Here is a 20,322-nt window from a genome sequence, read left to right on the forward strand (position 1 = left end):
GCAAGCTAGAAGCTAACGGCAAAAGCGCTGCCCGATGTTAAAAAGCCCGCCCCTGGGTTCAGGGGCGGGCTTTTTGTTTTACGGATGCCCCTGAAGCCAAAAGTAGGGCGAGGGTCTGTACATGCGGAGCCTTCAATGTATCGCCTACCCCCTCACCAAATGATTTGCCCTTAGAGTCGAGAAAATTGCCGCTCAAAGGGGCACCATGACAGAGTCTTAGCGCTCTCATTTGCGGGGCTGGGATCGCTATCAGGAAAAGCCAATGCATGGATAGCGGTGGACGCTATAACGCCGGATATCTCAACATTCATGGGGCCGAAACTTGGACCAATAAAGCCGGGGGACCGCTTCCATTCCACCTTCTCTAAAGTCTCGACTTTTGGCTGCTCGCAGTTAGAGCTCAAAACTTTGACTGCTGCGCGATTATGATAGTAGCCGCATGATAGGGCTAAAAAACTATCCCGACTTGCCAGTCTACCAAGCTCTACCTCAGCAACACCTAGAGGTTCGTCTGCCGAAAGCAGCGCAACATCCACTCCGACGGTAAGCTCCTTCAAACTCTCGTCATCAACACGATTAGCGCATACTTCGACATCGACATGCGGAAATCTCGCGAGAATACACTGCTTAAGCACTTCCACTTTCAATGAGCCGACATCTTTTCTCGACCACATAAACTGCCTATTCAGGTTACTTAACTCTACAGAGTCAGGATCAACCAGTACAATTTTCTGCACTCCAGAACCAGCCAGTTGCAGTGCCGTCAGGGAGCCAATTCCTCCGCAACCAATTATTAAAGCTTTAGCAGATCGAATCCGCTTAAATGCATCTATCACCTCGTCACACGTCTTAGCAATACAGCAAAAATAGGATGCGGTTCGACTTGACACTTCATCATTCAGAAGCGCCTGCACTTCTTGGATTTCCGACTCGCCACCAAAAAGTATGGAGTTCGATTTCAACAACGCTGCAAACTTTGCCTCACGCGCGCCCCCACTATCAACGGAGACAACACCTGAAATACCGCCGAGAACGTACTTTTGATTTTGGGTGATGCCTTCAACGGTAGCAGGCCTAATAACACCCAGCGCAACATCCCCCACATAAACAACGGAGTTTTGAATACGCTCCGCGCCACATGAGACATCCTCAAATAGTGAAGCCATATTATTCCCACCAAATACAGGTGTGCCAACACTCGCACAACCCGAATTAATTGCCAAACCCCAAAGCATGAAACATCAGAAAACAGCCCACTCAAATAAAGATGCTCTTCATCAGACACAGCCACATTAGGGCACAGCAACGTATTCGACAGACGTCCCTGTCCGCCGAAAACTCACTTAATTACACATTGGACTAGGAAAATAATTAGCACATTTCGACCAAGCTACTTCCTGAGCCTCCTCAACATCTTCCTGCTGGAGACTAAAGAAAGGGGTTTCCAGCTGGACATCTCCCTCAGTCAGAACTTGATCGACATCAGCCAAAGGCACGCTACCGGACATCGCCGCAGCATGGGCAGAAATCAACAATGACGCAGCAATAGAAATAGTCTTGATTGACATGTTTTCTCTCCATGAAAATTGAAATCAACAATTACCTGTGAGAACGCCTGAATTCAGCTCACCACGAAACAGTACCAACTGCTAATGCGAACCACAAGCATTTACATTGTATTTTTTTATGCCAGAATGGACAGAGACCCTACGCACCCATGCTTGAGAACAAGTAAAGGCGAAACTTAATGAAAAAATGCATTTTTTGCGACATAGCTCACAAAACAAGCCCTGCGCACAAAGTATGGGAGGACGAGGACCACCTAGCGTTCCTTTCGATATACCCCAACACCGAAGGGGTAACCGTGGTGATACCTAAAAAACACTATCCCAGCTATGCGTTTGCGGTGCCCGAAGATGTTTTAGTCAAGCTCATACAAGCATCAAGACAAGTCGCTCTACTGTTAGATAGCGCTCTCGAAAACGTCGCCAGGACGGGGCTCGTCTTAGAAGGCTATGGAGTGGACCATTTACATGCAAAACTATTTCCAATGCATAACACAGGAAAAGACAGCACTTTTAAACTGATAAAGTCAGATGTGGAAAAATTCTTTGACAAATATGAAGGCTACTTATCATCCCACGACGGAAAAAGAGCAGACGAAGATGCGCTGGCGTCGCTTGCGGCTTACATTAGAAGCTGCTCTTAGACTCAGAAAACCTGCACCCACCAAGCATACAGATCGAGTAGGCGCTGGGTATCGGCACTACATTCGCTCGCGCCCTGCGCAGCCGGCTCTGACTGCCTACTTCGATGAAGTCTTATGTTAGTGACATGCGGTAGTTATTCATCTCCGCAGACGAGCTCGCATTGGTAGTCTTATAATATAGGCTAAGCGTTTTAACACTATATCGTACTCCCTAAGGTGTACAGATCAAGGACGCACTCAACAGCGTTCGTTGACGTCTGTGCCTGGATGGGCAGCAAGCAAATCCGTACATGATCGCGACTTTCTTAGCTCACCAAGTGCCCATCTTACAACTCCCAAGCAAGTTCTCACCCGACGCGAGCCTACTAGCCTGGCATCGCGAACATTGCTTTGTAGGTGAGCCACTTTGAAAAGCAGCCACCATTAGCCACGCGCTGTAGCCCGCATAGCACTTCGCCGCTTCAACGCCGCCACAATCGCCCGCCCCGGCCACACCGAGCGCCACGTCATCACATACGCCCCGTACAGGGTGAGTGAACGCTTGCCGTCTGCATCAATTGCCGGCCTCACCAGTCCTTTGGCCAACAGCGCCTCAGACTCTTCACGCAGAAAAGCGGTGATCTCGGCAAAGCCTTGCTCCGCCTGATAGTCAACTACCTGCAAATCGCCCTTCAGGCGCTGCCGCAGCTGCGCGTGCAAGGGCAGCAGTTGCTCGACAACCATAACCTTGGGGAACTGGAAGCTCTGTTTTATGGGTAACTCGGGGTAGGCTTCCGGCCGGCTGCTGTTGGATACGTTCAGCCAGCAGCCGTCAGCGAATTTCTGCGAGAACTCGCAGTAGGTGAGATCCGGCTGATTGGTTGCACTGATGCCGACCACAGTCCCGGCCAGTTTCAATTGCTCGTGCCAGTAGACGCGAAACCAGGTATCGGTGTGGCTATCGTGCAACGAAGAGTTGCCTACCACGACGAACCCGGCATCTATCATCTGCTCGTCAAAGTAGGGGACGCCCTCGGTGCAACGCTCGAAAAAGTCGTCGTCGCTGACCAACTCAAACTGGACGATGGTGGGGATTTTCTGGGTGCGCCAGACAATGAAGGGGCCGACGATATTCATAAACAGCGGCCCGATCAGCACCAGTCCGACCAGCCCCCAAAACGCGATTTCAAGCATACGACTCCTTATATGCAGTCTGTGTGTCCTGTCCGGACTGTAACAAACCCAAGAGCCGCCAGTGACCCGCTACCGGCCACTCCAGCTGATGGCATATTGAAACTGCGATCTATGCCCCACAGACAAAAAACCCCGCGCCATTACCGACGCGGGGTTTTCTCTTGCAGCTTGAAGCTTACAGCTTGCGGCTGTCTACAGCGCTACGCGCTTTAGACGTAAAACGCTTCCAGCGGCGGGAAGCCGTTGAACTCGATGGCGCTGTAGCTGGTGGTGTAGGCGCCGGTAGAGAGCCAGTACAGGCGGTCGCCGATGGCCAGGTTCAGCGGCAGGCCGTATTTGTAGTGCTCGTACATGATGTCGGCGCTGTCGCAGGTCGGGCCGGCGATCACGGCTTCTTCCAGTTCGCCCTGCTTTTCGGTCCACAGCGGGAACTTGATGGATTCGTCCATGGTTTCGATCAGGCCGGAGAACTTGCCCACATCGGTGTACACCCAGCGCTCCAGTGCGGTGTGCGACTTGCGCGACACCAGCACCACTTCACTGACCAGAATACCGGCGTTGGCGATCAGCGAACGGCCCGGCTCGAGGATGATTTCCGGCAGCTCGTCACCAAAGTCTTCCTGCAGGAAGCGGGTGATTTCTTCCGCGTAGGTCTGCAGGGTGTTGGTCTTGGTGATGTAGTTGGCCGGGAAGCCGCCGCCCATGTTGATCATCTTCAGGGTGATGCCGTCTTCTTCTTTCAGACGCTCGAAAATCACCTTCACCTTGGCAATCGCTGCATCCCAGGCGCCGATGTCGCGCTGCTGCGAGCCCACGTGGAAGGAGATACCGTAGGGCTCAAGGCCCAGCTCCTTGGCCAGTACCAGCAGGTCCATGGCCATGTCGGTCTGGCAGCCGAACTTGCGCGACAGCGGCCAGTCGGCCGTGGTCGAGCCCTCGGTCAGGATGCGCACATACACCTTGGAACCAGGGGCAGCCTTGGCGATGTTACGCAGGTCAGCCTCGGAATCAGTAGCGTACAGGCGCACACCCTTTTCATAGAAGGCGCGGATGTGGCGTGCCTTCTTGATGGTGTTGCCAAAGCTGATCTGTTCGGGTTTGACGCCCAGCGCCAGCACCTTCTCCAGCTCATAGATAGAGGCGATGTCGAAGTTGGAGCCCTTGTTTTTTAGCAGCTCAAGTACTTCGTTGGCCGGGTTGGCCTTAACCGCGTAGTAGACCTTGGCAAAGGGAAAGCCCTCGACCAGCTCATCAAAAGCGCGGTCAATGGTTTTCAGGTCAACGACGAGAAAGGGGGTTTCGTGCTGGTCAGCACAGGCCTTGATGCGACCGAAAGTGTCGCGATCGAAATAATCTTCCAGTTTGATGGACATGGCGTCGGCTCCAAAGCGTTCAGTTCTGGTAACGGACCGTGTGGGGACGAGAGAGGATCAGATATGCAGGGCAGAGGTGCACGCACGCCCCGCTCGCATGAGCAGGAACCTGCAGTACGCCTTCCGACGGAAGCGACTCTGAACGCTTTCAGCCAACACACAACCCGGGGGTGCGAACGTCTGATCAGTATCCCCACTTTGGTTCGCCTACTTCCCAAGGCGTGCGCCGAAAGCAATAAGTCCATCCTTATATAGGCGGTCTTGCTGTCTCGTCGTCAGTACTTGAGCCGTATGGATCGTGCCAGCCTCAACGTTCGGAGCGAACCTTAAGACCAAGCGATCTGGCGGTCAATAGGGAAGCACTGATTAATTCCGCATGCCCTCTGGGGCGCGTATTTATCTGTTGACTCCGTTGGTCAGTTCAAGCGTTTGGCTGGCAACATGCGGTCACAAGTGCTTGCACCATGAAATGAGAACCCCTATCATTTGCGCCTTAATTTTCCCTCTTGGAGGCCATTGTGACCACCGAAGCCGCCGCTCCAGACGCTACCGAAACCACCTCTGCCACCGCTCAAACTTCCACGGCAGACGTTTCCCAGACTCCAACCGATGCGGCGCCTCAAGTCACTCCAGGCGCCGAGGGCGGCCTACCTGAGGGCGCAGCGACCGATCTGGCCAACGCCGTCGATCCGCTGACCGGCGCCCCCCTGGACCCTAGTATCGCTGGGGCAGTTGACAATGCCGAGACAGCCCGCTCGATGGCTGAGACCCTGCAAGACTGGCTGATTGTGGGTGGTCCGGTGGTCTGGATTCTGCTGGGCATGTCGGTGGTGGCCCTGACCATCCTGCTGATCAAGCTGTGGCAATTCTATGTGCCGGCACCGGAAGGCAGCCGCGCCGTGCGTCGCAGCCTGGCGCTCTGGCATCAGGGTCAAACCGATGACGCCATTGCCCAGCTCAATACCCGCCAAACCGTTCCGTCCGTGCTGCTGCTGGCCATGCGCGGCAAGCGTAGCGGTACCGACCTGACGCTGCTGCGCGAAGAGCTAGAGCGCGTTGCTACCCTCCGTCTCAATCATCTGAAAATGCTGCTGCGCCCACTGGAAGTGATCGCCAACCTGGCACCGCTACTGGGTCTGCTGGGTACCGTACTGGGCATGATCGTGGCTTTCCAGAACATGGAAGCGGCTGGCAGCCGCGTTGATCCGTCAGTGCTGTCGGGCGGTATCTGGCAAGCCCTGCTGACCACCGCCGTGGGTCTGGCCGTGGCCATCCCGACCGTTGCCGTACACAGCTGGCTGGAGCGCCGTGTTGAACGCGTTGCGGCCAGTATCAACGACGCGGTCACCCAGGTCTTTACCCACCAACCCAAGTCGCAGGCCAACGCGAGCGGGAAGGTGGTCAATGCAGCTTGAGGCCTTCCCGGGCAAGAAGCGGCGCGGCATCAGCCTGACACCTCTGATTGATGTGGTGTTCATTCTGCTGCTGTTCTTCATGCTTTCGTCCAATTTCACGCACTGGCGGCAGATCTCGCTGTCCTCAGCCAACCAGACCGAGAACAAGCCCGATGAGATTGAAGTCGTGCGGGTGGAGTCTGACGCCGGGCGGGTAACCCACGACGGCAAGACCTACCAGCTGAAAGACCTCGATGGCCTGCGCACGCTGGTCGCCGCCGCCCCTGATGCGGTGTACGCGGTTGAGGCGGCGCCCGAGGTCAAGACCCAGACGCTGGTGCGCCTGCTGGATCAACTGCACCGCGCAGGCGCCCAGAAGGTATCCATGACCGGAGTGTTGCCGTGAAACTGGTTGCCGAAAATACCCATCGCAAGGACAACGGTGATGATCAGTTGATTCCGCTGATCAACATCGTGTTCCTGATGCTGATCTTCTTTATGGTGGCCGGCCAGATCAGCAAGTCTGACGCCACCTTTATCTCCCCGCCCGAGTCTATCAGCGAGGCTTACGTCGATGACGAGGCGCTGCAGATCTTGCTCGACGCCGAGAAACAACTGTGGCTGAACGGCGAGCAGATTGCGTTGGATGATCTGGACGCCCCACTCATTGCCGCCTTCGAGCAGGTCGAGAACCCGGACAACTTCAGCCTGGCGATCAAGGCTGACGGCGACGTGCCGGTTGAAGCGCTGCAAGCTCTGATGCAGCGTATCAAGGCCGCTGGCTTCCGCCGCATCACCCTGCTGACTCAGCCTGGTGAGGAGCAACAATGATTCGTCCGCAACACTGGGTCATTGCGCTGACCATTGCCTTGGCGCTGCACCTGGGCGTGTTTGCCTACATCACCTTCAATCCGCCGGCAGCCACTGCTGCCGCCGAAGGCGTACTGGGTGTCGAGATCGACCTGGGCATGCTGGGCGATCTGGGCGAGGCCGAGGAGACCGAGCAACCGGAAGAGGTCGCGCCGCCCAAGCCGACGCCGCCACCGCCGCCACCTCCTCCGCCACCGCCGGAGCCGCCGCGCCAGCAGGCACAGGCGCAGGTGCGTGAGAAACCCAAACCCAAGCCCGAGCCGCCGCGCGAAGAAGAAGTGCAGCCCGAGCCGGCACCCGAGCAACCGACCACCAACGACCAGGCCGAGCCGGGCCAGTCGGACAATCGTGCTCAGCTCAGCCGCTCCAGCGGTGTTGGCAACGCGCCGACCACCGGCGGTGCCAGTGGAGCATCCACCGACTACAAGTCGAAGATTGCGGCCCAACTGGCGCGCCACAAGCGCTACCCGCAGGCCTCGCGCCGCCGCCGGGAAGAAGGCATCGCCACCCTGAGCTTTGTGATCCACCGCGACGGCAGCGTCACCGGTGCCGAGATCAAGAGCAGCTCCGGCTATGCCCGTCTGGACCGCGCGGTCATCCAGATGCTGGAGAAGGCTTCGCCCTTCCCGCCCTTCCCGGATGACATGCCCGAGCAGCAACTGGCGCTGACCATCCCGGTCAACTTTGAGGTGGTCAACGGTCGCTGACCGCAGCGCTGCAACAACAAAGGGTCCACATGGGCCCTTTGTTGTTTCCGGGCGCAGCCGTTACTCCGCTGGCCGCCGCTGGCGTTCGTAGAGGAAGCTCAACACCTGTGAGCGGAAGTGGTTGTAACGCTCGTCGCTGGCCAGTGCCAACCGGTCACGCGGACGCGCCAGGTCTACGTCCAGCACCTCGCCGACGGTCGCCGCCGGGCCGTTGGTCATCATCACGATCTTGTCCGACAGCAGCACCGCCTCATCCACGTCGTGGGTCACCATGATCACGGTATTGTTCAGGTCCGCCTGAATCTCCATCACCGAATCCTGCAGGTGGGCGCGGGTCAGGGCATCCAGTGCCCCAAAGGGCTCGTCCATGAGCAGCACCGAGGGCTCCATTGCCAACGCCCTTGCTATCCCTACCCGTTGCTTCATCCCACCGGAAATCTCGGCGGGATATTTGTGGATCGCATGATCCATGTGCACCAGTTTCAGGTTGTGCTCGATCCAATCGCGCATTTCCCGTTTGCTCTTACGGCCCTTGAACACCGTTTTCACTGCCAGCTCAACATTCTGATAACAGGTCAGCCAGGGCAGCAGCGCATGGTTCTGAAACACCACTGCGCGCTCGGGGCCGGGCTCGTTGACTTCTCTGCCACTGAGAATGGCACCGCCCTCGGTGGCCTGATAGAGGCCGGCGACGATATTCAGCACCGTCGACTTGCCGCAACCGGAGTGCCCAATGATGGACACAAACTCGCCCTTGGCAATCTTCAAATTGACGTTGTTAAGGGCACGGAACGGGCCCTTGCGCGTCGGAAAATCGATAGACACGCCCGATAGGTCGAGAAAGGCACGCGGACGGCTGGGGGCTTCGCTACCCGCCTCAACAGGCACTTCGGGCTGGTCTTTGCGCATGGCGATAACAGACATGGGGTTCTCTCCTGTTCAGTGGCCGGCGGGCTTTTGGTGGGACAGCAAGCTCTGCAGCGTGACCATCAGCCAGTCGAGCAGAAAGCCGATGATGCCGATGGTGATAACCGCGACCATGATGCGACCGAGCGAATCGGAACTGCCGTTCTGAAACTCGTCCCAGACAAACTTGCCGAGCCCCGGGTTCTGCGCCAGCATCTCGGCGGCGATCAACACCATCCAGCCGACACCGAGCGACAGCCGCAGGCCGGTGAAAATCATCGGCAAGGCGGCCGGAATGGCAATCTTGAAAACCTGGGTGCGCCAATTCAGACGAATCACCCGACCAACGTTGATCCAATCCTTATCGATAGAGGCCACCGCCACCGCGGTGTTGATCAGCGTGGGCCAGAGCGAGCACAGGGTCACGGTGACCGCCGAGGTGATAAAGGATTTCTGAAACAGCGGGTCATCGGAGATGTACACCGCACTGACCACCATGGTGACAATCGGCAACCAGGCCAGCGGCGACACCGGTTTGAATATCTGCACCAGCGGGCTGATGGCGCCGTACAGTTTTGGGCTCAGGCCACAGGCCACGCCGACCGGAATGGCAATCAGGCTGGCCAGCAGAAAGCCGGTGAACACCGTCAGCAAGCTGGTGGCAATTTGATCGATAAAGGTGGGTTTGCCGGTGTAATCACGAATGCGCACCTCGGCGTTCGGGTCGCGCTCCAGCTTGGCAGCGTTGCGCTCTTCCTGGCGCTGATAGAAGGCCTCGGCCTTCTCGCGCTGCACCTGATGCTCTTCATACAGGTTACCCGCCTGCTGCCAGACCGCCGCCGGGCCTGGCAGCTCGCCCAGGCTGGTATTGACCTGGGATGCGCCAATCGACCAGACCAGCAGAAATACCAATACGGCGATCAGCGGCAGGCCGACCTTGGTAAAGAGTTCGTTGGCCTGCTCGCGGGCATCCTCGCCACGGCACAGCCGCACCACGGGCACGGCCCAGTTCAGGCCAGCGGTTTCCAGATAGTTGATCAGCTTGTTGCTCATAGCCTCTTACCTCCGCCATCACGGGATGGATGTCCCGACCGCCAGCGCCGGGACGCAGTTGGGGTTACAGTTGGGTGTCGCCCTTCAGGCCAATCTCGAACTGCTGCAGATAGGCGTTGGGCTGGCTACCGTCGTAACTCACGCCATCGATGAACTCGCTGGTCACCGGCTTGAAACCGGTCTCGCTGGCAAAGTCGGGGAAGGCCTCCGCCGGCAGCGTGCCTTCGTCAATCAGCTCCTGCGCGGCCTGGGCGTAGATGTCCGGGCGGTAGACTTTTTTGGCGACATCCATGTACCAGCTGTCCGGCTGCGCCTGACCAATCTGCCCCCAGCGGCGCATCTGCGTCAGATACCAGATGGCGTCGGAGTAGTAGGGATAGGTCGCGTTGTAGCGGAAGAACACATTGAAGTCGGGCACTTGGCGCACGTCACCCTTCTCGTACTCAAAGGTGCCGGTCATCGAGTTGGCAATCACCTCGGCGTCGGCGCCCACATAGGCCGGTTGCGACAGAATCTCCACCGCTTCGCCACGGTTGGCGTTGTTGTCGGCATCCAGCCAGGCCGCAGCGCGGATCAGCGCCTTGACCACCGCGATGTGGGTGTTGGGGTTTTCATCCGCCCACGCCTGGCTGACACCAAACACCTTCTCCGGGTTGTTCTTCCAGATTTCATAGTCGGTGATCACCGGCACGCCAATACCCTTGAACACCGCCTGCTGGTTCCAGGGCTCACCCACGCAGTAGCCGTAGATGGTGCCGGCTTCCAGGGTCGCGGGCATCTGCGGCGGCGGCGTGACCGACAGCAACGCCTGGGCGTCGATCTGCCCCGAGGTATCGCCCTTGTGCGGCGCGTAGTAGCCGGGGTGGATACCGCCGGCCGCCAGCCAGTAGCGCAGCTCGTAGTTGTGGGTGGATACCGGAAATACCATGCCCATATTGAACGGCTTGCCGTCCGCGCGGTACTGCTCGATCACCGGTTTGAGTGCCGCGGCGCTGATCGGGTGCTGGGGTTTGCCGTCGGCATCCAGCGGGATGTGTTTTTTCATCTGCGCCCAAACATCGTTGGAAACGGTGATGCCGTTGCCGTTCAGGTCCATGGAGAAGGCGGTAATGATGTCCGCCTGGGTGCCGAAGCCAATGGTCGCGCCCAGCGGCTGGCCGGCCAGCATGTGCGCGCCATCCAGCTCGCCGTCGATGACCCGATCCAGCAACACCTTCCAGTTGGCCTGCGCTTCGAGGCTGACATACAGCCCCTCGTCCTCGAAAAAGCCCTTTTCGTAGGCGATAGCCAGCGGGGCCATGTCGGTTAGCTTGATAAAGCCGAATTTCAGGTCTTCCTTCTCCAGATCCTCGACCGCCTGCACCGATAGCGGCAGCAGGCTGCCGACAGCCAGTGACAGGGCCAGGGAAAGACCGGCAGTGCGTGAAAGACGTTTGCGTAGACTCATGGTGCTATTCCTCAACAGTCATCGAAAGGTTTTTAGAAGGCGACTTGCGCCATCAGCCAGAGCTTGTCGGTATCGGTTGCAAAGTCGTCGGCGCGGTAGCTGGCGTACTTGGCCAGCAGCGTCACATCGCCAACGCTGCGAGCGGCCTGCAGATCTATTTCGCTGCCGTACTCAGCACTGCCGCGGTCGGCGGAAAAGTCGTGATAGCGGGCGCTCAGCTTGAAGCCGGCGAGGCTGCCATCCAGGCGCAGGTAACGGTCTTCCAGACCCTCTGCCGGGGTGGCGAGAAACTTGTCAGCCCAGCCGTTGAAGGCATGCCCGGTGGCCAGCGGGGTGCTGAAGGCAGAATCGTCGGCGCCCAGCAGCTCGTAGCCACCCGTCAGCTGCCAGCCACCCAGCTTGATCCCCAGCTCACCCAGCCAGTAATCGGCGCCGATGTTGCCGCCGTCCGCATAATCACTTTGCCGCGCGTACTCCAGCACGTAGCTCAGGCCCAGGTCGGCGGCGACCGTCGGCGCGCCGGTCAGGCGCAGGCCCAGGGTTTTGTTGGAGGCCGCCGGCGCGTCCTGCAGGTCGAGGAAGTAGCCGTAGCCAACCAGACGTGAAGTGGCAAAGCCGTCATAGGCGAGATTGACGAAATGCGCCCGGGTATCCAGATCAGCGTTGGGTGAGTCTTCGCCAAAGATGCGGTTGACGTTGTACACGTAGGCGTAGTTGAGCGTGGTATCACTCAGGCTGCTGTTGCTCAGGCTGAAGCCGTCGTAGGTCTGCTCGTTCTGACGCCAGCCAACGTTGCCGATAAAGCGGGCGTTGTCGTAGATGATGCGTTGACGGCCAAACGTCAGACTGGTGTCAGCGAGCCCACCGTAGCTCAGCCAGGCCTGGTTCACTTCGGTGCCGTCCGGGTCAGCGACCACCGGGTAACGGGTATCGGCACTGGGCAGACCGGTGGCGTTGTTGTAACGCTCACTGCCGATCACGGTGACATCATCCACCTCGATAAAGGCGCTTACACCCTGCCAGGCCGCGGTACCAAAGTTGATTCGGCTGCGCAGCGTGGAGGCATCAGCGCTGCGCTCAATACCGTCCTGATCGACGTATTCGTAGCGATAGCGAAAATCCAGCCCCACCTTGCCCTCACTGACCGCCTCAGACAGCGAGCTAACCTCGGCCTGAGCCGGCGCACTGGCCATTGCCAGCATCAGCGCGCCGCCGCCAACGGCCAACCACATCCCTTTTTGCTGCTGCATGCCCGCCCCTCCCCAAAAAATGCGCACAAAAAAAGGCGCCCACTAACATGGCCGCTGCAAGCAGACCTGTTGGTGGACGCCTTTGCCCGAAAAATTGTTATCAGCTGCCCGCCATTGGGCGCGCTGACAGCGGAGTAAACGCAAGGCTTGTGCCAATAGCCGCAAACCTTTGTTTTCATTAACAACAAGCCAAAAACCAGGAGTATCTCCTGGGTGAGTCCTGATGGGCGCGGGTGCACTGATCAACTTTTGCGCACTGTATGCGGGCAGACTTTTACGCACGCAGTACTTACACTGGGACACACAGGGAAGCGCTTGCCCAAGCGCGGTTACGTCGAGCCAGGACCATGGAACAACGCAAATACCCGCGCCACGTCTGCCACATCGACGCGGTGCTGGCTGTCACGGGTACCGATCGCTATCGCTGCGTGATCAGCGAATACAGCCAGGGCGGCCTGCAATTGTCCTTTATCGGCGCCGACGGCGCGGCCAGCGTGCGGCAACTGGCAGGCTTCCCCGGGCTGCACGGTCATGCCACGGTCAGCGTTCAGCAGGGCCGCCAGCCGCTGCATCTGCCGGTCAACCTGATGCACATCGGCCAAACCATCCTGGGCCTCAGCTTGCGCCAGCCGGATCCGGCGATCTTCCGCGTGCTGCAGCACCTGGCCGCCGCCCAGTCTGCCCAGCAGGCAGCCTCCGGTGCCGTGCCTGGCACCTCGTCGCCGCTGGCACCACGCCAGAAGCAGCACCTGATGCAAGCGGCCTGCAGCCGCGTCCATCAGTACCTGCTCCAGCACTACCCCAGCTTTTGCAACCAACTGGATCACGGCCTGCTGGCCGCAGCAGACAAACAGCTGCAAAGCGAAGCGCAGCAGCGCTTTCTGATCGCCCAGCGGCACCTGCGCCAAGCGCGCCAGCAGGTTTTCACCGCGCTGAGTCGCAGCCTGGTCAGCAACGCGATGGCGCACAGCCGCGGCGAGCCCCCCGATACGCCGGCCGATATGCAGCAGAGTGCACCACTGGCACTGGTCACCAAGAACGACTTTGAAGACTGGCTGCTGATCAGGGTGATTGTCTCGCGCCTCGAGCTGCGCCTGCGCAACGAGCTGATCGAACTGCAGATTCGGCTGGACGCGGCCTTTGGCCGGCCAGGCGGAAGACGCAACCTGAATCCCTTTTCGCCCGCCGCCCTGTGCAATGGTTTCTTTGACCAGATTCGTCATCTGGGCCTGGGCAACCCGCAACTGGACGTCATTTACGCGGTGTTGCAGCAAACCGTCCTGAGTAGCCTGGAGCAGCTCTACCGACAGCTCAATCAGCTGTTCATCGACGCCGACATCCTGCCCAACATTGATGTCACCCGGTATCTGACCGAGCAGGCCAGACCACCGGCTGCGCCCGCCGCCACGCCCGCCGTAGCCAGCGCAGCTAGCGTGTCCGCCATCGCACCGCCGGAGACCGTAGCTGACGCCAAGCCAAGCGGCGCCCCCACACCGCCCAAACGAGGCAACAATGCGGCAACCGCGTATGGCACCGCCAGCCAGCTCATGGCGCTGCGCCGCCAGGCCCAGGGTCAACGTCCGGGCAGCGTACCCTCGCCTGCGCAGCAGCAGGCCACCCTTGAGCAGCTTGCCGAACTGCAGCAATACGCACTCACCGACGCCGAGCGCCTACAGCGCAGCGGCGGGCTGCGTCAGGTACTGCAACAGGCCAAGGGCATCGGCAAGCCACTGTCTGAGCAGGAGCAGGATGCAGCCGACACCGTGGAGAGCCTGTTCGACAGCATCATGCAGGGCGAGCGCATTGGCAGCGAGCTGAGCGGTGCCTTCCGCGCGCTTCAGATACCACTGCTGCGCAGCCTGCTGGACAACCCCGACCTGTTTGCCGAAGACAGCCACCCTGCGCGCCAGGCGCTCAACCATATCGCCCTGCTGGCCGATCGCGGCAGTAGCAACCTGGCCGCCAACACCCCGGTAATTCTGGAGGCCATTCACGGCATTCTAGGCGAGCCCTCCAGCAACGACGGTTTCAGCCAGGGGCTGGCACGGCTCGACCACCTGGTCAGTCGCGAGAAACGACTGATCGAGCGCAGCCTGCTACGCCTGCGCCAGAGCTGCGACGGCCGCCAGCGCATGCGCCACGCCAATCGCCAGATTCATCAGGAGCTGAGTCGTATCCTCGCCAAGCCGGTGCCGCAGGCGGTACCCGACCTGCTGGAACACGGCTGGCGCAGCCTGCTGCTGCTCTGCTACCTGCGCGAAGGGGTGGCCAGCCGCAGCTGGGCGATGACACTGCAGGTCATCGAACAACTGGCTGCCAACCGCGACCCGCAGCATTTGGCGGCGCTGGAGCGCGAATTGGCAGATGATGAGCTGCTGCAACTGGTCGAGAAGGGGCTGGACAAGATTCCGACCCTGCACTTCAGCCCGCAGCAGCAAATCAAACAGGTCGCCAATCTGCTGGCCTGCGATCCGGCGGGCGTAGCGCTGACGCAGGTTGAATTGCCCCCATTGCCAGCGGGCGACCAGCCGCCGGCCATCAGTCCGGCCCCGGCCTTGCAACGCTGGGTACGCCGTGCGCGTGCGCTGCACGCCAACCAGTGGTTTCAATACAGCGAGCAAGGCCACCCCACTGCCCTGCTGCAACTAGTCTGGGTCGCCGACGACAACGGGCTGTATGTGTTCGCCAACCATCAGGGCACCCGCAGTCTGGAACTTGGCCTGGAGCAGGTGGCGCTGGCGTTGCGTGACGGCCGCCTGAGCCAGCTCAGCGACGCTGCGCTACCGGCGGTCGAGCAGGGCTTGGACGCGTTGGTACAGAAGGTTTACGACAAACTGGCATTCGACTCCTGCCACGACCCGCTAACCGGCTTCCTGACGCGCAAGGCGTTTTGCCGCGCGCTGGCACAACAGGTCGCCAGCCCCACTGAAGAAGAGCACCCCGGCTACAGCCTGCTGTTTATCGACGTGCTGCAATTCAAGATAATCAACAACGCCTGCGGTTATGACGCTGGCGACCAGTTTCTCACCGAGTTGTCGCGCCGCCTGGCCAACTTCCTGCCACCGGATACCCTGGTCGGCCGCCTGGGCGCTGACCAGTTTGCACTGTTACTGGATGAGGATGCCGAAACCCTGGGCTACAACAGCGCACGCCAGCTCAAGGGCATGATCGAAGAGGCCCGTTTTCACTATGAGGGCCATAGCTTCGTCATCAACACGGCGCTGGCACTGGCTGGCCTGGAGCGCGGCAGCAGCAAAGTCATGGAACGCCTGCGTTCGGTGGAGGCGGCTGCCAGCCTCTCCAAGAAAAAGGGCTACAAGGATGTACTTGTGGTGCGCCCTGGCGACCGTCAACTGGAACGGCTGGACGAGGTCATGGCCTGGGTCACGCGCATCAACCGCGCGCTGGACAACGACAATCTGGCGTTGCGCTGCCAGCAAATCACCCCGATCAATGCCAGCAACGGCGCCCTGCCCCACTACGAAGTGCTGCTCAGCGTGCTGGACGATCAGGGCGAAGCGATGCCGCCGGCGGAGTTCATCAGGGTGGCAGAAGAATACAACCGTATGGCAGCAGTGGATCGCTGGGTCATCGAGCATGTACTGCTATGGATGTACCACAACGCCGATCAGCTCCCGTTGTTCGGCGGCTTTTCAGTCAATCTGTCGGGCCAGAGCCTGAACGATGAGACCTTTCTGGACTTCATCTTTGACGCACTGGTGCGCTACCCGGTGCCGCGCGACAAGCTGGTGTTCGAGATCACCGAAACCGTGGCCATCACCAACCTCGAAGACGCCGCCGACTTTATCCGCGAAATGCGCGGCATTGGCTGTCGCTTTTCGCTGGATGACTTTGGCGTTGGCCAATCCTCCTACTCCTACCTCAAGCAGCTGCCGGTCGACTTCATCAAGATCGATGGCAACTTTGTGCGCGATATCAACAACAGCGATGTCGACTACGCCCTGGTCAAGTCGATCACCGAGATGGGGCACTACCTGCACAAGAAGGTGATCGCCGAGTACGTTGGCAACCAGCCGACCCTCAATACGGTCACCGAACTGGGGGTGGATTATGCCCAGGGCTACCTGTTTGGCCAGCCGCTGATGCTCGACGCACTGGACCTGCGCCCACGCTGAGCCTCTACGGCGACGACAGCCTGCGCGCCCAATACGCCCCAAAATAAAGCACTCAAGCACCCTGTGCTGCACCATGCTGCAGCACAGGGACCCACCGCCGCCAGCGCCCATGCCGCGCAAAGCCCCGCGGCCAGGGCCTTCGCCCCTATTGGCCCGCACCTTGCTTGCAGTTCAGGTGTTCGCACTCCAACAGACGGCGTAACACACAACTTGCAAATAGAGCGCTAGGGTTCCGGCTGCCAACGCAGCGACTGGTCCGAGAGCACTCGACCTTTCAGACAAAGGTTACACGGCGGGATAAAAGCCCGGGAGACGATTGGCAACACTGCCAGGAGTGCTCCACGTGACATTGACTGAGAGGTTTCCGATGAAAAAATTCTCCGCCCTGCTACTTAGCTCCCTGCTGCTGTCCTCCGGCGCCCAGGCGCAGGACAGTTTCAAGCTCTGCTGGTCTATCTACGTTGGCTGGATGCCCTGGGCCTACGGCGCCGAGCAAGGCATCGTCAAGAAGTGGGCCGACAAGTACGGCATCGATATTGAAGTCGTACAAATCAACGACTACATCGAGTCCATCAACCAGTACACCGCCGGCGAGTTTGACGCCTGCACCATGACCAACATGGACGCGCTGACCATTCCGGCGGCCGGTGGCGTGGACAGCACCGCGCTGATCGTCGGCGACTTCTCCAACGGCAACGACGGCATCGTGCTCAAGGGCAAGGAGCAACTTGCCGACATCAAGGGCCAGAACGTCAATCTGGTCGAGCTGAGCGTGTCACACTACCTGCTGGCCCGCGCACTGGACTCGGTGGGCCTGAGCGAAGCCGATGTGCAGGTGGTCAACACCTCTGACGCCGACCTAGTCGCCGCCTACAGCACCAGCGACGTGACCGCGGTCGCCACCTGGAACCCGCTGCTGAGCGAAATCAGCCAGCAACCCAACAGCACCGTGGTGTTCAACTCGGCGCAGATTCCGGGCGAGATCATCGACCTGCTGGTAATCAACACCGACACCCTGGCCGCCCACCCGGAACTGGGCAAGGCGCTGACCGGCGCCTGGTACGACATCATGGCCACCATGAGCAGCGACAGCGAAGAGGGTGTTGCCGCCCGCAGCTACATGGCAGAGGCCTCCGGCACCGATCTGGCCGGTTACCAAGCCCAGCTCGCCGCCACCAAGATGTTCTACACCCCGGCCGCTGCACTGGAGCTGACCAACAGCGCCCAGCTCAAGCAGACCATGCAGTACGTCGCCGAGTTCTCCTTCGACCACGGCCTGCTGGGTGACGGCGCACCGGATGCCAGCTTTATCGGCGTACAGATGCCCGCTGGTGACTACGGCGATAGCGGCAATGTGAAATTCCGCTTTGACCCGACCTACATGCAGATGGCTGCCGACGACCAGCTCTGAGCCCTGAACCAAAACGGGCGCGGCTGCGCGCCCCAGCGGGATGCACATGAAGCGACTGATCAACCTCACACCGCCACCGGCCAGTAAGCTGTTCCTCGGCCTGCTGCCGTTCGCCCTGCTGCTCCTGCTCTACGTGGTGGCCTCGGACGCGCGGCTGGCCGAAAACGCCAACGACAAGCTGCTGCCGGCCTTCAGTCAGATGGGCGCTGCTATCGAGCGCATGGCGCTGGAGCCGAGCAAGCGCACCGGCGAATACCTGTTCTGGCAGGACACCGCCAGCAGCCTCAAGCGCCTCGCGCTGGGCGTGCTGATCGCTGCCGCCATCGGCCTGGCGCTGGGGCTGTTTACCGGCGCCCTGCCGCTGGTACACGCCGGGGTCAGCCCGCTGCTGACGGTGGTGTCGCTGATACCGCCGCTGGCGATTCTGCCGGTGCTATTCATTCTGTTCGGCCTGGGTGAAGCCTCCAAGGTGATCCTGATCGCCATCGGCATCACCCCGTTCATTGCCCGCGACCTGCAGCGCCGCACCCAGGAAATCCCCAGCGAGCAACTGGTCAAGGCGCAGACCCTCGGCGCCAACACCAGCCAGATCATGGTCCGCGTGCTGCTGCCGCAGCTGATGCCCAAGCTGATCGACGCGGTGCGCCTGTCGCTCGGCGCCGGCTGGCTGTTCCTGATCGCCGCCGAAGCCATCGCTGCCACCGACGGTCTGGGTTATCGCATCTTCCTGGTCCGCCGCTATATGTCGATGGACGTGATCCTGCCGTACGTGGCCTGGATCACCCTGCTGGCGTTCCTGTTCGACTGGCTGCTGGCGACCCTGTCGCGCCGCCTGTTCCCGTGGAACGCCCAAGGAGCCCACTGATGATTGAAGTCAAGAACGTCGGCAAGCGCTACGACGACAACGTGGTGCTTGAGCGTCTGAACGTCACCGTGCAGGAGGGCGAGTTTGTCACCCTGGTCGGCGCCTCCGGCTGTGGCAAGAGCACCTTCTTGAAGATGCTGCTGGGCACCGAATCCCCCACCAGCGGCGAGCTGCTGCTCGACGGCAAGCCGATTGCCGATGAACCCGGCCCGGATCGCGGCATCGTGTTCCAGCAGTATTCGGTGTTCCCGCACATGACCGTGCTGGAAAACGTGATGGCGGCGGTCGGCTTTGCCCAGCGCGGGCTGACCGGTTACCTGTTCGGCAGCAAGCGCAAGCAGGCCCGCCAGGACGCCGAAGCCATTCTCAAGGAAGTTGGCCTCGGCCACGCGCTGAAGAAGTACCCGCACGAACTGTCCGGCGGCATGAAGCAGCGTCTGGCGATTGCCCAGGCGCTGCTCGGCAAGCCGCGCATTCTGCTGCTGGACGAACCCTTCGGCGCACTCGACCCGGGCATCCGCGCCGACATGCACGAGCTGGTGCTGCGCCTGTGGCAGGAGCACAAGCTGACCATCTTCATGGTCACCCACGACATCAAGGAAGGCTTTCACCTCGGCACCCGCCTGTGGGTGTTCGACAAGCTGCGACACGACCCGCACGCACCGCAAGCCTTTGGGGCCACCATCACCTATGACCTGCCGATCGACCACCGCGCCCGGCAGCCTGCGCCGCAAACCACCGAACAAACCATTGCCCCGCTGCTGGCCGAAGCCGCCAGCTGAGCCACCGAATCACGGAGACAAGGCAGATGACCCTGAACACCTACACCACTGAAATCGCCGGCGCCAGCCACTGGTCGCTGCGCGTGCGCAAGGGCACCCTGATGCGCCTGACCGACCTGGCCGGCGATGCCAACATCGGCATGCTGTTCTACAACCCGGAAAACCTGCTGGAGCGCTACAACGCACCAGACACCCTCAAGTGCCAGCACACCTTCAAACTGACCCGCGGCAACTGCCTGTACTCCGACATGGGCCGCATCTTCGCCTCCATCGTCGAAGACGATCTGGGCTGGCACGAAAGCGTCTGCGGCAACAGCAACGCCGCTCAGGTGGCCGAACGCTGGGGCGCACGCGACTACCAGAACGCCCGCAACGAATGGCACCAGAACGGCTACGACGCCTTTCTGGTCGAGCTGGCCAAGTACGGCCTGGGCCGCGCCGACATGGCCGCCAACCTGAACCTGTTCAGCAAGGTCGCCACCGACGACGAAGGCCGCATGCAACTGGTCTCAGGCCACAGCAAGGCCGGCAGCCAGGTCGCCCTGCGCTTTGAGATGGACACGCTGGTGCTGCTGCATACCTGCCCGCACCCGCTCAGCAGCGCCGAGAGCTACCCCTACACGCCGGTGCGCATCGAGCTGAGCGAAGCAGCGCCTGTGAGCGATGACGACTTCTGCCGCAACTTCCGCCCGGAAAACCAGCGCGGCTTCCAGAACAACGCCCTGTACCACCTGGGCAAGTAAGCG

The 20,322-nt window shown here is 60.2% G+C and carries 18 protein-coding genes and 1 riboswitch; of the genes, 10 read left to right on the forward strand and 8 right to left on the reverse strand.

From position 1 onward, the window contains the following. Positions 1–170 precede the first annotated feature (170 nt). On the reverse strand, positions 171–1,235 hold the full coding sequence (locus HV822_RS05335) for a HesA/MoeB/ThiF family protein (RefSeq protein WP_238872719.1): 1,065 nt from the start codon (positions 1,233–1,235) through the stop codon (positions 171–173). Positions 1,236–1,343: 108 nt separating this feature from the next. Beyond that, a complete protein-coding gene (locus HV822_RS05340) occupies positions 1,344–1,568 on the reverse strand; it encodes a hypothetical protein (RefSeq protein ID WP_238872720.1) in 225 nt (74 codons plus the stop codon). 179 nt (positions 1,569–1,747) lie between these two features. On the opposite strand from HV822_RS05340, the gene HV822_RS05345 reads away from it, so the two are divergent. Beyond that, positions 1,748–2,209: an HIT family protein gene (locus tag HV822_RS05345; protein WP_238872721.1), complete on the forward strand. Its 462-nt coding sequence runs from the start codon at positions 1,748–1,750 to the stop codon at positions 2,207–2,209. A 423-nt stretch (positions 2,210–2,632) separates the two neighbouring features. On the opposite strand, the gene HV822_RS05350 is transcribed toward HV822_RS05345, so the two are convergent. Continuing rightward, the gene (locus HV822_RS05350; protein ID WP_238872722.1) at positions 2,633–3,382 is read right to left on the reverse strand and encodes a hypothetical protein; all 750 of its coding nucleotides are present in this window, start codon (positions 3,380–3,382) and stop codon (positions 2,633–2,635) included. A 209-nt stretch (positions 3,383–3,591) separates the two neighbouring features. After that, complete coding sequence (locus HV822_RS05355; RefSeq protein ID WP_238872723.1) at positions 3,592–4,755, reverse strand: type III PLP-dependent enzyme; 1,164 nt, start codon at positions 4,753–4,755, stop codon at positions 3,592–3,594. Between the two features lie 518 nt (positions 4,756–5,273). On the opposite strand from HV822_RS05355, the gene HV822_RS05360 reads away from it, so the two are divergent. Genes HV822_RS05360 through HV822_RS05375 form a run of 4 tightly spaced genes read left to right on the forward strand, consistent with a single transcriptional unit; the run spans position 5,274 to position 7,726 of the window. Further along, positions 5,274–6,170, forward strand: coding sequence for a MotA/TolQ/ExbB proton channel family protein (locus tag HV822_RS05360; protein WP_238872724.1), 897 nt, complete (start codon positions 5,274–5,276; stop codon positions 6,168–6,170). Next, positions 6,160–6,555, forward strand: coding sequence for an ExbD/TolR family protein (locus HV822_RS05365; RefSeq protein ID WP_238872725.1), 396 nt, complete (start codon positions 6,160–6,162; stop codon positions 6,553–6,555). The genes HV822_RS05360 and HV822_RS05365 overlap by 11 nt, the downstream gene beginning before the upstream one ends. Continuing rightward, a complete protein-coding gene (locus HV822_RS05370) occupies positions 6,552–6,980 on the forward strand; it encodes an ExbD/TolR family protein (protein WP_238872726.1) in 429 nt (142 codons plus the stop codon). The genes HV822_RS05365 and HV822_RS05370 overlap by 4 nt, the downstream gene beginning before the upstream one ends. After that, positions 6,977–7,726, forward strand: a complete 750-nt coding sequence (locus HV822_RS05375; RefSeq protein WP_238872727.1) for an energy transducer TonB — start codon at positions 6,977–6,979, stop codon at positions 7,724–7,726. The genes HV822_RS05370 and HV822_RS05375 overlap by 4 nt, the downstream gene beginning before the upstream one ends. Positions 7,727–7,786: 60 nt before the next feature. Here HV822_RS05375 and HV822_RS05380 read toward each other — a convergent pair whose 3' ends face one another. The 4 genes from HV822_RS05380 to HV822_RS05395 all read right to left on the reverse strand — a co-directional run bounded on the left by HV822_RS05380 (position 7,787) and on the right by HV822_RS05395 (position 12,382). Next, the gene (locus HV822_RS05380; protein ID WP_396265052.1) at positions 7,787–8,650 is read right to left on the reverse strand and encodes an ABC transporter ATP-binding protein; all 864 of its coding nucleotides are present in this window, start codon (positions 8,648–8,650) and stop codon (positions 7,787–7,789) included. A gap of 15 nt (positions 8,651–8,665) precedes the next feature. Continuing rightward, positions 8,666–9,685 carry an ABC transporter permease gene (locus tag HV822_RS05385; protein ID WP_238872728.1) on the reverse strand — a complete coding sequence of 340 codons (1,020 nt, stop codon included), beginning with the start codon at positions 9,683–9,685 and terminating at the stop codon, positions 8,666–8,668. 64 nt (positions 9,686–9,749) lie between these two features. Next, on the reverse strand, positions 9,750–11,132 hold the full coding sequence (locus tag HV822_RS05390) for an ABC transporter substrate-binding protein (RefSeq protein WP_238872729.1): 1,383 nt from the start codon (positions 11,130–11,132) through the stop codon (positions 9,750–9,752). Between the two features lie 32 nt (positions 11,133–11,164). After that, positions 11,165–12,382, reverse strand: a complete 1,218-nt coding sequence (locus tag HV822_RS05395; protein WP_238872730.1) for an alginate export family protein — start codon at positions 12,380–12,382, stop codon at positions 11,165–11,167. 347 nt (positions 12,383–12,729) lie between these two features. Here HV822_RS05395 and HV822_RS05400 point away from each other — a divergent pair, with 347 nt between their 5' ends. The 5 genes from HV822_RS05400 (at position 12,730) to HV822_RS05420 (ending at position 20,319) form a co-directional block, all read left to right on the forward strand. Continuing rightward, a complete protein-coding gene (locus tag HV822_RS05400; RefSeq protein WP_238872731.1) occupies positions 12,730–16,518 on the forward strand; it encodes a DUF1631 family protein in 3,789 nt (1,262 codons plus the stop codon). Positions 16,519–16,731: 213 nt separating this feature from the next. After that, positions 16,732–16,832, forward strand: a riboswitch (guanidine-I (ykkC/yxkD leader). Positions 16,833–16,885: 53 nt separating this feature from the next. After that, a complete protein-coding gene (locus tag HV822_RS05405) occupies positions 16,886–17,929 on the forward strand; it encodes a putative urea ABC transporter substrate-binding protein (protein WP_238872732.1) in 1,044 nt (347 codons plus the stop codon). A gap of 46 nt (positions 17,930–17,975) precedes the next feature. Next, the gene (locus HV822_RS05410) at positions 17,976–18,794 is read left to right on the forward strand and encodes an ABC transporter permease (RefSeq protein WP_238872733.1); all 819 of its coding nucleotides are present in this window, start codon (positions 17,976–17,978) and stop codon (positions 18,792–18,794) included. Continuing rightward, positions 18,794–19,576, forward strand: coding sequence for an ABC transporter ATP-binding protein (locus HV822_RS05415; RefSeq protein WP_238872734.1), 783 nt, complete (start codon positions 18,794–18,796; stop codon positions 19,574–19,576). Before HV822_RS05410 ends, HV822_RS05415 begins: the two co-directional genes overlap by 1 nt. Before the next feature lie 26 nt (positions 19,577–19,602). Further along, positions 19,603–20,319 (forward strand): urea amidolyase associated protein UAAP1, encoded by a 717-nt coding sequence (locus tag HV822_RS05420; protein WP_238872735.1) that lies wholly within the window; start codon positions 19,603–19,605, stop codon positions 20,317–20,319. Positions 20,320–20,322: the final 3 nt, after the last annotated feature.

The sequence above is a fragment of the Halopseudomonas maritima genome (assembly GCF_021545785.1).
GTDB lineage: Bacteria > Pseudomonadota > Gammaproteobacteria > Pseudomonadales > Pseudomonadaceae > Halopseudomonas > Halopseudomonas maritima.

Bases quoted from the DNA above. Each gene is read 5' to 3' on its own strand.
- HV822_RS05335 (WP_238872719.1), bottom strand. From the start codon at position 1,235: ATGCTTTGGGGTTTGGCAATTAATTCGGGTTGTGCGAGTGTTGGCACA.
- HV822_RS05340 (WP_238872720.1), bottom strand. From the start codon at position 1,568: ATGTCAATCAAGACTATTTCTATTGCTGCGTCATTGTTGATTTCTGCC.
- HV822_RS05345 (WP_238872721.1), top strand. From the start codon at position 1,748: ATGAAAAAATGCATTTTTTGCGACATAGCTCACAAAACAAGCCCTGCG.
- HV822_RS05350 (WP_238872722.1), bottom strand. From the start codon at position 3,382: ATGCTTGAAATCGCGTTTTGGGGGCTGGTCGGACTGGTGCTGATCGGG.
- HV822_RS05355 (WP_238872723.1), bottom strand. From the start codon at position 4,755: ATGTCCATCAAACTGGAAGATTATTTCGATCGCGACACTTTCGGTCGC.
- HV822_RS05365 (WP_238872725.1), top strand. From the start codon at position 6,160: ATGCAGCTTGAGGCCTTCCCGGGCAAGAAGCGGCGCGGCATCAGCCTG.
- HV822_RS05375 (WP_238872727.1), top strand. From the start codon at position 6,977: ATGATTCGTCCGCAACACTGGGTCATTGCGCTGACCATTGCCTTGGCG.
- HV822_RS05380 (WP_396265052.1), bottom strand. From the start codon at position 8,650: ATGTCTGTTATCGCCATGCGCAAAGACCAGCCCGAAGTGCCTGTTGAG.
- HV822_RS05385 (WP_238872728.1), bottom strand. From the start codon at position 9,685: ATGAGCAACAAGCTGATCAACTATCTGGAAACCGCTGGCCTGAACTGG.
- HV822_RS05390 (WP_238872729.1), bottom strand. From the start codon at position 11,132: ATGAGTCTACGCAAACGTCTTTCACGCACTGCCGGTCTTTCCCTGGCC.
- HV822_RS05395 (WP_238872730.1), bottom strand. From the start codon at position 12,382: ATGCAGCAGCAAAAAGGGATGTGGTTGGCCGTTGGCGGCGGCGCGCTG.
- HV822_RS05400 (WP_238872731.1), top strand. From the start codon at position 12,730: ATGGAACAACGCAAATACCCGCGCCACGTCTGCCACATCGACGCGGTG.
- HV822_RS05405 (WP_238872732.1), top strand. From the start codon at position 16,886: ATGAAAAAATTCTCCGCCCTGCTACTTAGCTCCCTGCTGCTGTCCTCC.
- HV822_RS05410 (WP_238872733.1), top strand. From the start codon at position 17,976: ATGAAGCGACTGATCAACCTCACACCGCCACCGGCCAGTAAGCTGTTC.
- HV822_RS05415 (WP_238872734.1), top strand. From the start codon at position 18,794: ATGATTGAAGTCAAGAACGTCGGCAAGCGCTACGACGACAACGTGGTG.
- HV822_RS05420 (WP_238872735.1), top strand. From the start codon at position 19,603: ATGACCCTGAACACCTACACCACTGAAATCGCCGGCGCCAGCCACTGG.